Annotated in this window: 11 protein-coding genes; 3 read left to right on the top strand and 8 right to left on the bottom strand. The window is 68.9% G+C overall.

Features of this window, described 5'->3' with window-relative positions; translation table 11 throughout:
• Window positions 1–78 precede the first annotated feature (78 nt).
• Both ACJQWL_RS04095 and ACJQWL_RS04090 read right to left on the bottom strand, forming a co-directional pair.
• Complete coding sequence (locus ACJQWL_RS04095) at window positions 79–2,076, bottom strand: M13 family metallopeptidase (protein WP_330967592.1); 1,998 nt, start codon at window positions 2,074–2,076, stop codon at window positions 79–81.
• A gap of 167 nt (window positions 2,077–2,243) precedes the next feature.
• Complete coding sequence (locus ACJQWL_RS04090; RefSeq protein ID WP_330967593.1) at window positions 2,244–4,349, bottom strand: M13 family metallopeptidase; 2,106 nt, start codon at window positions 4,347–4,349, stop codon at window positions 2,244–2,246.
• Window positions 4,350–4,534: 185 nt separating this feature from the next.
• Here ACJQWL_RS04090 and ACJQWL_RS04085 point away from each other — a divergent pair, with 185 nt between their 5' ends.
• Both ACJQWL_RS04085 and ACJQWL_RS04080 read left to right on the top strand, forming a co-directional pair.
• On the top strand, window positions 4,535–5,497 hold the full coding sequence (locus ACJQWL_RS04085; protein WP_411300734.1) for an aspartyl/asparaginyl beta-hydroxylase domain-containing protein: 963 nt from the start codon (window positions 4,535–4,537) through the stop codon (window positions 5,495–5,497).
• A 289-nt stretch (window positions 5,498–5,786) separates the two neighbouring features.
• Window positions 5,787–7,103: a DEAD/DEAH box helicase gene (locus ACJQWL_RS04080; RefSeq protein ID WP_330967595.1), complete on the top strand. Its 1,317-nt coding sequence runs from the start codon at window positions 5,787–5,789 to the stop codon at window positions 7,101–7,103.
• 130 nt (window positions 7,104–7,233) lie between these two features.
• Here the strand turns inward: ACJQWL_RS04080 and ACJQWL_RS04075 are convergent, their stop codons facing one another.
• The 5 genes from ACJQWL_RS04075 to trxA form a co-directional block, all read right to left on the bottom strand.
• Window positions 7,234–9,066, bottom strand: a complete 1,833-nt coding sequence (locus tag ACJQWL_RS04075; protein ID WP_330967596.1) for a DUF885 domain-containing protein — start codon at window positions 9,064–9,066, stop codon at window positions 7,234–7,236.
• 174 nt (window positions 9,067–9,240) lie between these two features.
• Window positions 9,241–9,921: a DUF502 domain-containing protein gene (locus ACJQWL_RS04070; protein ID WP_330967597.1), complete on the bottom strand. Its 681-nt coding sequence runs from the start codon at window positions 9,919–9,921 to the stop codon at window positions 9,241–9,243.
• A 38-nt stretch (window positions 9,922–9,959) separates the two neighbouring features.
• Window positions 9,960–11,993, bottom strand: a complete 2,034-nt coding sequence (locus tag ACJQWL_RS04065; RefSeq protein ID WP_330967598.1) for a bifunctional serine/threonine-protein kinase/formylglycine-generating enzyme family protein — start codon at window positions 11,991–11,993, stop codon at window positions 9,960–9,962.
• Between the two features lie 82 nt (window positions 11,994–12,075).
• On the bottom strand, window positions 12,076–12,525 hold the full coding sequence (locus ACJQWL_RS04060) for a DUF4442 domain-containing protein (RefSeq protein WP_330967599.1): 450 nt from the start codon (window positions 12,523–12,525) through the stop codon (window positions 12,076–12,078).
• A 99-nt stretch (window positions 12,526–12,624) separates the two neighbouring features.
• Window positions 12,625–13,497 (bottom strand): thioredoxin, encoded by an 873-nt coding sequence (gene trxA, locus ACJQWL_RS04055; RefSeq protein ID WP_330967600.1) that lies wholly within the window; start codon window positions 13,495–13,497, stop codon window positions 12,625–12,627.
• A gap of 90 nt (window positions 13,498–13,587) precedes the next feature.
• On the opposite strand from trxA, the gene ACJQWL_RS04050 reads away from it, so the two are divergent.
• Complete coding sequence (locus ACJQWL_RS04050; RefSeq protein WP_330967601.1) at window positions 13,588–14,187, top strand: DUF998 domain-containing protein; 600 nt, start codon at window positions 13,588–13,590, stop codon at window positions 14,185–14,187.
• 15 nt (window positions 14,188–14,202) lie between these two features.
• Here ACJQWL_RS04050 and ACJQWL_RS04045 read toward each other — a convergent pair whose 3' ends face one another.
• Window positions 14,203–15,498, bottom strand: coding sequence for a metal-dependent hydrolase family protein (locus ACJQWL_RS04045; RefSeq protein ID WP_330967602.1), 1,296 nt, complete (start codon window positions 15,496–15,498; stop codon window positions 14,203–14,205).
• Between the last annotated feature and the right edge of the window lie 24 nt (window positions 15,499–15,522).

The raw sequence follows: 15,522 nt of genomic DNA, 5'->3' as shown, positions 1-15,522 counted from the left end.
CGCTCACCCGCCCGTCCAAATGAAAAACGGCGCGGGAGTCCGCGCCGTTCTCATTGATGCCGGGCCGGTGGGCGCGACTCAGGGCCAGAGCACCACGCGCTGCCCGTCGGCCAGCTGCATCGGGTCGCTTGCCTTGCAGCCGAAGGTCTCGGCGAAGGCCGCGTGGTTCATCAACGGCGCATTGGTCCGCCACTTGCCGGGGGCATGCACGGAACTGGCGGCGCGGCGGGTCGCTTCGGCCGGGCTGACGTGCTCGGCCCAGATCGAGGCCCATCCCTCGAAGAAGTCCTCTCGGCCCTCCTTGGGTGCATCGGGACGCGCCGCCGTGTAAGCGGCCCACGCCAGCTCCACGCCCGCCAGGTCGGCGATGTTCTCGTCGCGGCTCTGCGCCCCGTTCAACCGGATGCCCTCGATCACCGGGTTTTCCAGCGCGCCGTACTGGGTGATCACCCGGTTGCCCAGCGTGTCCCAGGCGCTGACGTCCGCCGGCGTCCACCAGTCGCGCAATTGTTCGCGCGCGTCCACCAGGCGGCCGCGGACGTCGAACCCGTGGCTGATCTCGTGGCCGACCAGCGCGCCGAAGCTGCCGAACTGCGATGCGGTGTCACGGGTCATGTCCAGCACTGGCGCCTGGAGTATCGCCGCGGTGACCACCAGGCGGTTCTGGGCGATGTCGTACGCCAGTGCCGGTTCCTGCGGCAGCACGTTCCAGCGCCGGTCGGCGTTGTCCGCGCCGATCCGCCGCATCTCCTGCGCGCGGTGCCAGGTGGAGGCAATGAGCATGTTGCCGCCGAAGCTGCCACGGCCCATCGGCTGGATCGTGTAGTCCAGGTCGCGCGATGGCGTACCGACCTCGATCTTCATCGCCGCCAGCTTGGCCTTTGCTTCGGCCTTGGCCTGCGGGCCCAGCCGGGTGTCGCGGTCGAGCGCGGTGCCCAGGGCGTTGCGCACCGCGGTGGCGATCTCTTGCGCCCGCGACTTGGATTCGGCGGGCAGGTAGCGGTTGGCGTACTCGCGGCCCAGCATCGGCCCCGCGGCATGGTTGATTGCATCCAGCACCATCTGCTGGCGAGGGAGTGGGGCGGTACGGCCTTCCAGAACGCGACCGCGGAAGTCGAAGCTCGCATCGCGCCAGGCGCGGGCCATGTAGGGGGCCATCGAATCGCCCACGCGCCAGCGCAGGTAGGCCTTCCACTGCTCGGGCTTGAGTTCGCGCACCAGTGTGTCGACGTGGGCGAACAGCTCGGGATTGGCGACCGACACGGTGTCGTCGCTGACAGACTGGGTATTGAGGAACTCGCCCAGCTTGAGGTTCGGGTAGGCCTTGTCGAGGTCTGCGGTGGCGACCGGCGCGAAGTTGCTGAGCGGGTCGCGAAGCTGCGCCAGCGGGCGGGTCACGTTCGCGATCCGGGTTTCCAGGTCCACCACCATCTGGGCCTGCGCAGCCACGTCCTTCTCCGGCGTGCCGGTCAGCGCGAGGATCTTCTGCACGTATGACGTGTACTGGCCGAGCAGGTCACGGGTGGGCGCGTCGGTGCGGATGTAGTACGCCGGGTCGGGCAGGCCCAGACCGCCCTGGCTGAAGTAGCCGATGTGGCGCTTGAGGTCACGCAGGTCGACGTCGGCGCTGAAGTTGAACGCCACCGGGATGCCGACCTGGTGCAACGCGGCAATGGCCGGCGCGATGTCGCGGTGGCGGCGGATCGCATTGATCCGCTGCAGCAGCGGGGCGATAGGCTGGGCGCCGTCGCGTTCCACCGACGCCAGGTCCACGCCGCTGGCCCAGAAGTCGCCCAGAAGTTGCTGGACGTTGCCCTGCGGCGACTGCATCGCTGCATTGAGCAACTCGACCTGCTGGTGGCGGGCGCGGTCGGTCAGCTGGCCGAGCGCGGAGATCGAGTCGGCACCGGCGGGCAGCGGGTTGTTCTGCAACCAGCTGGCGTTGGCGTGACCGTGGAAATCGGTGCATGCCGCTGGCGGTTCGACCGACTGTGCGTGGGCGGCGGGCCCGGCGACGGTCGAGGCCAGGGTGAGGGCAAGGGCGAGGGCGAGCGGGCGCAGGGCGTGGCGGGGCATCGCGTATTCCATCTGGATGACCGCCGGAGTCTATCAAGCGGGAATCGCCCGGCCATGAACGGCCCGGCGGCGACCCGAATGCGGGTTCGGGCACGCAAACAACGAAGGCCCGGGGATGCCGGGCCTTCGGGGGCCCGGATCACTCCGGGCAGGTCATCGATCCACCGTTACCAGATCACGACCTGGTCGTCGCCGCCACGCACCATCGCGTCGCCGGCCTTGCACTCGTATGCCGCGGCGAAGGCCGGCAGGTTGCTCGGCGCGCCCATCGCGCGGAAGTTCGCCGGTGCGTGCGAGTCGGTGGCCAGGCGCACGTCCAGCTCCTTGTCGGTGAAGTTGCGGCGCCACACCGTTGCCCAGTTGGCGAAGAAGCGCTGATCGCGGGTCATGCCTTCGGTCATCGGGTCGGCGCTGCCGTCGGTGGCCTTCTTCATCGCGTCGTACGCCACCGCAAGGCCACCCAGGTCGGCGATGTTCTCACCCAGCGTCAGCCGGCCGTTCACCATCTTGCCGGGCTTGGCCTCGTAGGCGTTGAACTGCTTTTCCAGCTTGCCGGTGAGGCCACTGAAGCCGGTCGCATCGGATTCGGTCCACCAGTTCTCGAAGTTGCCGGTGGGCCCGAAGCGGCTGCCCTGGTCGTCGTAGCCGTGGATCATTTCGTGGCCGATCACCGCGCCGATGCCGCCATAGTTGAGTGGTGCGTCGGCGTTGGGGTCGAAGAACGGCGGCTGCAGGATCGCGGCCGGGAACACGATCTCGTTCTGCAGCGGGTTGTAGTAGGCATTGACCGTCTGCGGGCTCATGCCCCACTCGGTCTTGTCCACCGGCTTGCCGATCTTGGACAGCTGCCACTTGTAGTTGAACTCCTGCGCGGCCAGGACGTTCTCGATGTAGCTGTCGCGGTCGGTGGCCAGGCCGGTCCATTCACGCCACTTGTCCGGGTAGCCGATCTTCGGGGTGAAGGTCTCCCACTTGGCGATCGCCTTGGCCTTGGTTTCCTCGCCCATCCACTCCAGGTTTTCGATGCGCGGCTTCAGGGCGGCGCTGAGGTTGTCCACCAGCTCCTGCATCTTGGCCTTGGAATCGGCCGGGAACGCCACGTCCACGTAGAGCTGGCCCAGTGCTTCGCCGGCCTGGCTTTCGATGGTGTCGAGCACGCGCTTGCCGCGCTCCTTGAGTTCTTCCTGCCCGCGCATGGTCTTGCCGTAGAACTCGTAGTTGGCCTGCACGAACTCGTCGGAGAGGTACGGCGATGCGCCGTCGACCGTGTGGAAGCGCAGGTAGCTTTGCCACTGCTCGACCGGTACGTCCTCCAGCATCTCGCTGACTTCAGCGTGGAAGGCCGGCATCGCCAGCGAGAACATGGCCGGTGCGGCAACGCCCTGCGAGTCGAAGAAGCGGGTCCAGCTGAAGTTCGGGGTCAGTGCGTCGGCCTCTGCCGGGGTGACCGGGTTGTAGTACAGCGAGACGTCGCGCGACATCTCCTCCTGCGACTTGGACACGCCGGCCAGGCGCTTCTCGAATGCGACCACCTGTTCGGCCTGCGTGGCGGCGTCCGCCGCGGGCACGCCGGAGAGCTCCAGCACATTGGCGACGTGCTGCTCGTAGGCGGCCAGCTTGTCGGCCTTGTCGGCGTCGAAGTAGTAGGTCTTGTCCGGCAGGCCGAGCCCGGCCTGCATGGCGTAGGCGATGTTGTTCGCGGAATCCTTGAAGTCCGCTTCCGGGCCGAAGCCGAACAGGACGTTCTGGCCCTTGGCGGCCGTGGTGCGCAGGTGCTCGGCGACGGCTTCACTGCTGTCGAGGGCGGCGATGGCGTCCAGCCGGTCCTTGATCGGGGTGATGCCGGCGGCGTTGATCGCCTCGGCGTCCATGCCGGTGGCCCACAGGTCGCCGACGATCTTCTCCACGCCATTGGCGTCATCAAGCGCGGCCGCCTGTTCGGCCAGCTGGCGCTGCACGGCCTTGGAGCGTTCGTCCAGCATCTCGAATGCGCCCCACGAAGTACGGTCGCCCGGGATGTCGTTGGCCGCCAGCCACTTGCCGTTGACGTGCCCGCCAAAGTCGGTGCAGGCGTCGACGGCCGGATCCAGGTCGGCCTGGGTAAAGCGGTTCACCGGCGGCAGGTTGGTCTCGTCCACGGTGAAGCGGGCGGTTTCGGCGGCGGTGTCGGTGCTGCCGGTGGCCGGGGTGTCGGCGTCCTGGCGGTTGCAGCCGGCAAGCACGCCGGCGATGGCCAGCGACAACAGGAGGATCTTGGGGTTCTTCAGGTTCACAGTTGCTCCGGCCTTGCAGGCATGGGAAGGGTGGCCCCGGAAACGGGGCTGCCCACCATCTTGGACCCGAACCCGGGCCGGTGGGGGTGTCGAAGGTCATAGTCGGCACCCGGTTGACGACAGAGGCATCCGTCGCGCGCTGCCGCCATGGGAGACTGCGCACTGTCATGCAGCAGGGGCGGCCCGTGGCCAGCAGCGCAGAACTCGATTTCCTTGGCCGCATCGAAGCGGCGGCGGACCGCAATGAGGTTCATGACGCCTGTCGTCGCCTGCGCGCGGACCGACGGGCAGCCGGGCAGGCGCCTGCCCGCAGCGAAGTCCAACTGGCTGGCGCCGCCTACGCCTATCTGCGCGGCATCTCCACCCATCCCGCGTTCCAGCGCTGGGTGGAGAGCTACTTCGGTCGGCGCACCGAGACCTTTCGCTCGGGACAGCAGAAGCCTGCTTTCCTGTATTACGCGGCCCTGGAGCCCGTGCCCTGGTTCGCAACCTCGCAGGTGCCGGACCTGGCGGGCGTGCGGGAAGGCATGCCGGGGCTGCGGGAAGAGCTGCTCGGGGTGGTGGCCGCGGAGCGGAACTTCTCGCCCTATGTGCAGGTGGAGGCCGCCCGCGACCCCCTGTGGCGAGGGCTGGCCGGCAGCTCCGACTGGCTGGCCACACACCTGCTGCAGGGTGGGCGATGGAATTCGGCGCTGATGCAGCGCCTGCCGCGGACGCGGGCCTTCCTGGACCAGGTGCCGCTTGCGCAATGTCCGCCGCACGCGCCCGAGTGCTTCATCTCGCGGCTGCGGCCGGGCGTGGAGCTGCCCCCGCATTACGGCCTGTCGAACATCAAGCTGACAGTGCACATGGCCATCGAGCTGCCGACTGCCGGCTGCTCGATCACGGTGGGCGGCGTCACCCGGACCTGGACACTGGACGACTTCCTCATCTTCGACGATTCCTTCCTGCACACCGCCGCCAACCGCTCGCGACAGGACCGGACCGTGCTCATTTTCGACGTATGGCACCCGGGGCTGTCGGCGGACGAGCGCGATGCCGTCGCCCACGCGATCGCGGTGCTGGACGAGATGCGTTCGGCCTGGGGTGGCCTGGACGAGGGCGCGATCCCTGCAGCCGAACAGGCCGCGCCGCAGGGCAGCGGCTGAACGAGCGGGGCGTACCGGGCTGGCGCCGGAACGGGCGGTAGCGTACGATTCCCTCCGTTCAGCGCACGGCTGCCTCCCCGCAAGGGGTACGTTTCCCAGGTTGCCTGTCGCCTCGCCGGTCGCAATGACCCCGACGCGACTATTTATCCCGCACGTCTTTCGTAGCGCCGACACGGTCCCGGAGCATCCGGTACCGTTTAAAACCTGATTACTCGCAGCGCGGTTTAGGGAACGCTCCGGGTTACTCCGCGACATTGGCTCGCGGATCGCACACCTGGAGTTCCAACACATGTCTTTTGAATCCCTCGGGCTTTCGCCCGCGTTGCTGCGCGCGTTGTCCGAACAGGGCTACGACACGCCCACCCCCATCCAGACCCAGGCCATTCCCCTGGTGATGGCCGGCCACGACCTGCTGGGCGGCGCCCAGACCGGCACCGGCAAGACCGCCGCGTTCGGCCTGCCGCTGCTCAACCTGCTGTCCAAGCAGACCGGCGTCAACGGTCCGCGCAAGCCGCGCGCGTTGATCCTGGTCCCGACCCGCGAGCTGGCCGTGCAGGTCAATGACAGCATCCGCAGCTACGGCAAGCACCTGCGCCTGGGCACCACCACCATCTTCGGCGGTGCCGGCATGGGCCCGCAGGTCGATGCACTGCGCCGGGGCGTGGACATCCTGGTGGCCACCCCCGGCCGGTTGATCGACCACATCGAGCGCGGCACCGCCAAGCTCGACGGGATCGAGATCCTGGTCATGGACGAGGCCGACCGCATGCTCGACATGGGCTTCCTGCCGGCGATCAAGCGCATCCTGGCCCGCCTGCCGCGCGATCGCCAGACGCTGCTGTTCTCGGCCACCTTCGAGGCACAGCTCAAGGCACTCGCGCTGGAGTTCATGCGCAACCCGCAGCAGGTGCAGGTGGCGGCCAACAACACCATCATCGAGACCATTGCGCACCGCGCGCACCCGGTGGACTCGGGTCGCAAGCGTGACCTGCTGGTCGATATCCTGGCTTCGCGGCCGAACGACCAGGTCATCGTGTTCGGCCGTACCAAGCACGGCTGCAACCGCTTGTCCGAGCAGTTGGAGAAGGCAGGCCTGAAGGCGGTCGCGATCCACGGCAACAAGAGCCAGGCGGCACGGCAGAAGGCGCTCAATGCGTTCAAGGCCAACCGCGTGCGGGTGCTGGTGGCGACCGACGTCGCCGCGCGCGGCCTGGACATCCCCGACCTGCCGCTGGTGATCAACTTCGACCTGCCGATGGTGGCCGAGGACTACGTGCACCGCATCGGCCGCACCGGTCGCAATGGCGCGACGGGCGAGGCGATCTCGCTGGTTTCGCCCGACGAGGGCGGCCTGCTGCGGCAGATCCAGCGCATCCTCAAGGACGACATCGAGATGGTGACGGTTGACGGGTATGCGCCCAGCCGCCCGATCCGGCTGGATATCGCCATTCCCAACCCGCGCAGCCCGGGTGGCCGCAACAATGGGCCGCGCAAGCCGGCGCACCGCCCGCACGGCAAGCCTGCCGCGCGCCATGCGCACGCGGGCCCGAAGCAGCACCGTGGCGGCGCCGGCCGCAGCAGTGCGCGCCGGGACGTGGGTGCCTGACGCACCTGCGGACTTGATGTAACGAAGGGCCGGCAGCGATGCCGGCCCCTTTTTTGTTCCCTGGGCCTGGTGCTACGCGCGGCGACGGCCTCCAGCGCCCTGGCGGACCGGTGTTCGCCTGGCTTGCGGGTCAGCCCTTGCGCGCCGCGATCCAGCGGTTGATCTTGCCTTCCAGCACGTCCAGCGGCACCGAGCCGTCCTTGAGCACTTCGGCATGGAACTCGCGGATATCGAAGCCCGCGCCCAGCTCGGCCTCGGCCTTCGCCCGCAGTTCCTTGATCTTCAGCTCGCCGATCTTGTAGGCCAGTGCCTGGCCGGGAATGGCCATGTAGCGCTCGGTCTCGGAGATGGCAGGCGTTTCCGCGGTGGCCGAGTTCTCCAGCATGTAAGCGATCACCTGCTCGCGGGTCCAGCCCTTGCTGTGCAGGCCGGTGTCCACCACCAGGCGGATCGCACGCCACAGTTCGTTCTGGAGGTAGCCGAAGTAGTTGTACGGGTCGGAGTACAGGCCCAGGTCCTTGCCGAGCGACTCCGCGTACAGACCCCAGCCTTCGGTGAAGGCGGTTTCGCCGCCGAACCTGCGGAATGCCGGAAGGCCGGTCAACTCCTGCTGCAACGCCAGTTGGAAGTGATGGCCGGGGATCGCCTCGTGCAGGAACAGGTCCTCGGCATCCCAGGTTTGCCGGGAGGGCAGGTCATAGGTGTTGACGTAGAAGATGCCCGGGCGGCTCCCGTCCTCGCTGGGTCGCATGTAGGAGCCGCCGGCCGCGGACTGGGCGCGGAACGGCTCGACCGGACGGATCTCGAACGCCGCCTTGGGCGTGAGCGAGAACAACTTGGGCACATGCACGTTGACCTTGTCCTCCAGCGACCGGTAGTAGGTCAGCAGCGCCTCTTCGCTCTCGAACTGGAAGCGCGGGTCGTTCTTCATGAACTCGAAGAACGCCTGCATGTCGCCCTGGAAGCCGACCTCGGCCATCACCTTGCGGATTTCTCCGTGGATGCGGGTGACCTCGTCCAGGCCGATCCGGTGGATCTGGTCGGGCGTCAGGTCGGTGGTGGTGGAGTTGCGCGCGTTGTAGGCGTACCACTCGGCCCCGCCGGGCAGCGCGCCCAGGCCGGCGCTGTCACGGGTGCGGGGCATGTATTCGTTGGCGACGAACGCACGCATCTCCCGGTAGGCCGGCATCAGCTCGTCCTCGATCATGGTCCGGTACTCGGCCGTGATACGTGCGCGCTCGGCGGCCGGGAACGTGTCGGGCATGGTCTCCACCGGGCGCCAGAACAGGGTCTGCTCGGCGTCGTCCTTGATCAGCGCGTCAAGCTGCGGGATGACCTTCTCCATCAGCGCACGAGGTTGGACGATGCCGCTTTCCATGCCGGTGCGGCTGTTGGCGATGGCGGTGTCGAACAGCGCCGGGATGCGCGAGGCACGCTTGCGCCAGTTGTCGTAGTCCTCGACGGTCTTGAACGGCTGCGCGCCGGTGCCCGAACCCAGCTGCACGGCGGTGGAGGCGAAGTTGTAGAACTGGTTGATGGGTTGCTGCCAACCGGGGAAGCGCTCGCCCGCCAGCTCGTTCTCCGCGTCACGCACGAAGATCTGGTAGCTCAGCAGGTCCTGCCCTCGCAGTCCCTCCGGCCCAATCGCGCGCACGGTGTCGAGCCAGCGCTGGGTGAACGCGCGCGATTGCTCGCGGTACCCGGCCGACAGGAAGTCGGGCAGGCGGTCGTTGTAGCGGCTGTCGCCCTGGTACGTGGCGGCCAGCGGATTGAGTTCCAGCAGTTCTTCCCAGTACTGGGCGTAGAGGGCATCAAGGCGCTCGGCCTTGGTTTCGGCAAGCGCTGCGGCGCCCGCTGGGTCGATGGACGCGGACGTGGGCGATTGCGCGGTGCTTGCGCAGCCCAGCAGGGCGGTCGACAGGGCCAGGGCAAGCAGGGAGCGGTGCAGGGCAACGGGCTTCATCGCGTTCTCCAGTTCGGGTCGGGGCATCGGGCCGGACAGGACCGTCCCGCAGCATAGCCCCCGAGCCTCGCCCGGCGAGATGGCGCCGGCATGGGCCGAAGGTCACCGCAGGGGTGGCCGGCTGCGTGAAACCGCGGAGCAACGGTTGCGCGTCTTCCGCCGGCCGCGACGGGTTCAGGCTGGTGCGTCGTGCCGGGGAGGGGAGAACGGGATCGTCTCGGGGGAAACCGCGCCGCCGGAGATGATGAAGCTCATCGCCTGGTCCACGCTCCAGTCGGTGGGGGTGAGTTTCTCCACCGGCACGATCTCCAGGTAACCCGACGTGGGATTGGGCGTGGTGGGCACGTACACCGCGGCCAGCTCCCGGCCGGTGCCCTGCTCCTTCAATACCCGGGTGACGAAGCCGATCGACTTCATCTCGGTGTGCGGGAAGTCCACCAGCACCACGCGCTGGGTGCCATCGGGCTTGGTCTGGAGGATGTCCAGCAACTGCCGTGCGCTTCCGTAGATGGTGCTGGCGAATGGAATGCGCCGGATCAGCGATTCGAGCCATCGCAGCATGCGCTGGCCAAACACGCGACGGGTCATGACGCCCGACAGCAGGATCACCAGCACGGTGGCGACCAGTGCGATGCCGTGGTCGACCCAGGGCTGCACCAGCCAGCCCCAGGCGGTGGGGTTGGCCTTGGCCAGGCTCTGCAGTACCGGGCCGGTGATGGGCCGGCTGATGTCCGACAGCAGCACGAAGACGAACTTCACCACCACCCAGGTCAACCAGATCGGCAGCAGGGTGAGCAGGCCGGTGAGGAGGGTGGCCTTGAAGCTGGCGCGGGGCAGGGCTGTGGGATGCGACATGGCGCGCATTGTAGGGGCGCCCCGGCGCGAGGCCGGGGTCAGAGCTCGCGCAGCAGCCGGAAGCCGACGTCGTCGTAGCCACGCGAGGCGGCCAGCGCGCGCTGGCCCTTGCCGTCGCGCCACGAGCCGCCGAGCACCTGGCGCTGTTGGCAGTCGGTGCCGCAGTCGCGCACCCAGAGGGAAAGCGGCCGGCTGCCGACCTGGCTGGCCAGCTGTCGGGCTTCGGCGCTGCTGGGCAGCCGGTAGCGGTGCCCGCTCTGGCGGCTGTACCAGCCCGCGAAGGCTTCTGCATCGGCGACCGATACACAGACCACCGGGTCGTTGTTGCCCTGTGCGAAGCCCGGTTCACGCCAGCTGCGGGGGTCGATCACCCGCAGCAGGGATACGCGCTCCCGGCACAGGGAAGCCTCGCGTCCGGTGGATTCGATGAAGCGTGCGTACAGCGCGCGCGACACCGGCCGCCGCGCAAGTGCGGCCGAGTCATCGATGATGACCGCCCCCAGCGGGTCGCCCGCCACCGCCTGGCCACGCCGGGGAATCGCATCGGCGCGCGCGCGCAGGGCGTCGGCCTGCGCTTTGGACAGGCCCAACTCCACCCCCAGCGCGGCCAGGCGCTGGACAGCGGCGGCGTCGTGATCGGCGACGGCGGCGTCGGCACGGGCTGCAAGCGCCTGTCCGATGCCTTCGCGCATGCGACCGAGCGCGTCCGAGTCGGTGGTGCGCGTCGTGGTGGCCAGCTGCGTGGCGTGACCGAGGTACTCGCGCGCCCGGTCGTCCCGCCCGGCCCGCAGGTGCGAGGTCAACTCCCCGGCGAATGCATCGGTCAGCCCGGCAATGGCGGTCTGGACGTTGGGGTTGTCGGGCTCCACGCGCCAGGCGCTGAGCACGCTGGCGTAGGCGTTGTTGCCCTCGGGTTCGGTGAGGTTGCGGGCGGCCATCTGGCGACGGGCGTTTTCCAGCGACGTCTGCAGGGGCGCCTCGGGCAGGGGCCGTAACATCGCGTCGGCGACATCGACGCCGTTCGCCGGCGGACCGGCGGCCTCGCCGGGTGCCAGCGAGGCGCGGAAAAAACCGTCCCCCTCGGCGCGATCTCCGGCCAGCAGCCACGCGCCTGCCCCCACCACCGCAAGCAGCGCGGCGGCAATGGCAACCGCCCGCGGCCTGCGGCGGAGACCCGCCAGGCCGCGTCGCATCGGCACCAGGCCTGGCAGCGGACGACGGCCTTCCACCTTGTCGATGGCCTCGCGCATTTCCGCCACGTTCTGGAACCGCGCCGCAGCCTGCTTGGCGAGCGCACGGTTCATGAAGCGCTGCCAGTGACGCAGTTCCGCCGGCAGTCGGGGAATCGGGTCCTGCGCGTGCATCACCGCCATCGTCAGCGCATCGCCGGCCTTGAACGGCAGATCGCCGGTCAGCATCTCCCACAGCAGCACGGCCAGGCTGTAGAGGTCGGCGCGTCCATCCACCGTCTCCCCGCGCGCCTGTTCGGGGGCCATGTACGCGGTGCTGCCCACGGCCATGCCCGCCGAGGTCACGCGCGGACCGAATCCGCGGCGCAGGGCGATGCCGAAATCGGCCAGCATCGGCCGTTCGCCATCGTCGAACAGCACGTTCTCGGCCTTGACGTCGCGATGGACCACGCCGCGGCCGTGGGCATACTCAAGCGCCGACAGCAGCGCACGGGTGATCCCAAGCACGCGGCGCTCGTCCCCCCGCCCGACGTCCTCGCGGAAGCTCCGCTGGCCCAGGTGCCCGCGCGGCATGTGCGGCATGGAGTAGTAAGGCAGCCCGTCGCGGGTGCGCCCGACCTCGTGGATGCCGACGATATGCGGGTGTTCCAAACGGGCGATGGTGCGCACTTCGTTCTCGAAGCGGCGGCGGCTGACTTCGTCGGTCAGCGCCTGCGGCATCATCACCTTGACCGCGACCTCGCGCGACAGCGCGACCTGCTCGGCCAGGTACACGGTGGACATGCCGCCGTGGTTGATGACGCGCAGCATCCGGTAGCCGGCGATATCCGGCAGCGGCGATGGATCGTTGTCGTTGTCGTCGTCGGACACGAGGTTCGACATGGGCCGCCCCCTGTTGCGACCACCGAGCATACCGCGCTCCGGCACTCGGCGCGTTCCCAGAGCGAAGCAGGGGCCCCTCGGTCTAGCGCCCCCGCTTGCGCCGCACGTAAAGCTGCTTGCGGATGCGGGCAACCACCTCGCCGTCCGCGTCGCGAACGTCGGTGTCGAACCAGCGCAGCGTGCGGTCGCCGTCGGCGGTGGCATGGCGCAGTTCGTCGAGTACGGCGTCCTCCAGGACGAACTGCGCATGCACCGTGCCGCGCCCGGGCTTGACGAACTCGATGGTGCCGGCCTTGTCCCAGACGATGTACTCGCGCCCGATCGATTTCATCGCCAGCAACATCCAGAACGGGTCGGTCATCGCAAACAGGCTGCCACCGAAGTGGCTGCCGACATAATTGCGGTTCCAGGGCCGCATCCGCATCTCGACCCGGGCACGCCGGAAGTCATCCGACATCGTGGTGACGTGGATGCCGGTGAACAGGAAGGGTGGCCAGAAGTTGAGCAGGTGCCGGAAGGTGCTGGCTTTCATGCGGGTGCGGGCAGGAGGGGGTGCCCAGCCTGCCATACGCGGGCGTACAGTCAACCCGTCTTTTAGTGGAAGGCCCCGGCGCCGGTGGCCTTGCCCCGCTCAGAACAGCAGCGAGGACATGCGTCTGCGGTAGCGGCCCACCAGTTCGGCGTCGTCGATGATGCGGAAGGCGTCGATCAGCACCTTGCGTGGCAGCCCGTCGTCGAAATCGCGGTCGCGCCGCAGCATTTCCAGGAACTGCTCCAGCCCCAGCTCGGCGCGCCCGCCGACCACGTGGTGCACTCCCAGCAGGTGCCGGGCACGAAGGTCGTCGGCGTCGGTGGACACGGCCGACTCGAGTTGCGCGACCGTGGGCGCATCGGCCAGCAACGCGGCAAACGCCAGGCGCGCACGTGCGCGCTGGGCGCGGTCGTCGGTGGAGAGGTTGGCGGGCAGGGCGTCGAGCAGGGTGCGCGCTTCGTCGCTCGCGCCGGTCTGCAGCAGCGCCACTGCCAGCTCCAGCTTGTGTTCGTCGTTGCCGGGCGCGGCCTCGAGCTCGGCGCGCAGGCGCTCGACTTCGGCGTGCGGGTCAAGCGGCGCGGCTTCGGTCTCCGGCGGTGGCTCGGCATCCTTGGCAGGCAGCGGTTCAATGCCGTGCTGCTTGAGGAACTCGCGCAGCTGCCCTTCCGGCAGCGCGCCCGGGAAGCCGTCCACCAGCTCGCCCCCCTTGACCAGCATCACCGTGGGGATCGAGCGGATCTGGAACGCGGCCGCCAGCTGCTGCTCCTTGTCGACATCGACCTTGGCCAGCTCGAATGCGCCGTTGTAGTCGGCCGCCAGCTTCTCCAGCACCGGTCCGAGCTGCTTGCATGGCCCGCACCACTCGGCCCAGAAGTCGACCAGCACCGGCACCTGCAGGGACCGTTGCAGGACCTGCGTCTCGAAGGCATCGGCAGTGGCATCGAATACGTGGAGGGCGGCATCGGCGGTCATGGGCGGCACTCGTTCGGGGTCGTACGGCAGATGGGGGCGCGCGTGGCCGGACGCAACCGGCCGCGGGGGCGCGCACGCTAGCATGCGCGGATGGATCGGAACGATGGGATGCAGGACATCATGCGACATGCGGGCACCGCGACGCTGGCCCTGTGCCTGCTGGCGCTGCTGGGACTGGCCGGCGCGCTGGACGGGTATTCGCACCTTGAGCACCCGGTGGGGTTGCCCGGCGCCGCCGGCATGCCCGCTGCCGCCACCTTCAACGTGCTGGTGTTCGTGCTGCCGGGTGCCATGGCGGCCGTGCTGGCGGTGCGACTGCGCGGCCGCTTGCCAGCCGGAGCAAGCCCGCTGGCGGGGATCGGCTGCTGGATGCTTGCGCTGTCAGGCCTTGCGTTCGCCGCGCAGGGCCTGCTGCCGCTGGACGCGAACCAGCTGGACAGCCCGGCCAGCCAGCGTCATGCGACCGCCTGGCCGCTGTGGTGGGTGGCATTCGTGCCCGCGAGCGCCGCGCTTGCCCTGGGGCTGCTGCGCTGCGCCGACTGGCGCGGGTTCGCGCTCACCCAGGCCATGCTGGGCGCCGTGGTGCTGTTGATGGTGCTGGCGCCCACGCCGTGGTGGCCGGCGCCGGTATCCCAGCGCGTCGCGCTGGTCGCATGGCTGCTCGCGGTGGCGCTCGCCGGGCGACGCTGAGGCCGGCTGCCGTCCTCAGCCCCCGGGAGACGCGTGGATGGTGCCGTCCTTCATCACGAAATCCACCCCCAGCACCGCGTTGATGTCGTCCACCGGATTGCCGGGCATGGCGATGATGTCGGCCCGCTTGCCGGCCTCGATCACCCCTTGGTCGTCGACGCCGAGCACTTCGGCAGCATGCACGGTGGCCGACTGCAGCGCCACCGCGGCGGGAATGCCGGCCTCCACCATGTAGATGAACTCTCGCGCGTTCTCGCCGTGCGGGCCCACGCCCATGTCGGTGCCGAAACCGATCTTGACGCCGTTGCGATATGCACGTGCCGCGGTGTCCTGGATCAGCGCGCCGACGCGCGCGGCCTTGGGCCGCACCACTTCCGGGAAGTAGCCGTCGATCTTGGCTTTCTCCGCCACGAAGCGTCCCGCATGGATCGTGGGCACGTACCAGGTGCCATTGCGCTTCATCAGCGCCATCACCTCGTCGCTCATGTAGGTGCCGTGTTCGATGGTGTCGACCCCGGCCGCCACCGCCCGGCGCATGCCTTCCTCGCCGTGCGCGTGCGCGGCGACCTTGTAACCGTAGTCGCGCGCGGTGGCGACCACTGCGGCCACCTCGTCCTGCGTGAACTGAGGGGCGTCGGCGGAGCGTGCGTAGGACAGAACGCCACCGGTGGCGGTGATCTTGATCACGTCGCTGCCCTCCTTGTACCGCTGGCGCACCGCCTGGCGGGCCTCCTCGGGCGAGTTGATGACGCCCTCGGTCGGGCCGGGCGGACCCATCAGGTGCGACAGCGCGTCGTTCACGCCGTTGCTGGGGTCGGCGTGGCCACCGGTGGTGGCAATCGACTTGCCCGCTGCCCAGATGCGTGGCCCCACGATCAGGCCCTCGTTGATCGCATCGCGCAGGTGCGGACTGACTTCACCGCCCAGGTCGCGCACGCTGGTGAACCCGGCCATCAGCGTCTTGCGTGCGTAACCCACGGAGCGGAACGCGTAGTCCACGGGGTCGAGCCGGAATCCTTCCGAATAGCTCTCCGGGCTCGACTGGCTGCCCAGGTGGACATGCAGGTCGGTCCAGCCCGGTGAGCAGCTGTGGCCCGACAGGTCCACGGCCCGGGCGCCCGGCACCTCCACGCGGCCCGGCTCCACCCGTTCGACCAGGCCGTTGCGCACCACCACGGTGTGCGCATCCAGCATGCGCCCGGCGCGGGCATCGAACAGCCGGCCGCACTGCAGGGCGACGGGCTCCGCAGCGGCGACACTGCCGGCGGCAAGGGCACTGATTGCAAGCGCAAGGCGGGCGATGCGGGTCATTGCGGGGTTCCCCAGTCGACAGAC

Source organism: Novilysobacter viscosus (assembly GCF_046600715.1).
In the GTDB taxonomy this organism is placed as follows: domain Bacteria; phylum Pseudomonadota; class Gammaproteobacteria; order Xanthomonadales; family Xanthomonadaceae; genus Lysobacter_C; species Lysobacter_C viscosus.
Note: the sequence above shows the minus strand (reverse complement) of the source record. Positions and strands in the feature narration are given on the sequence as shown.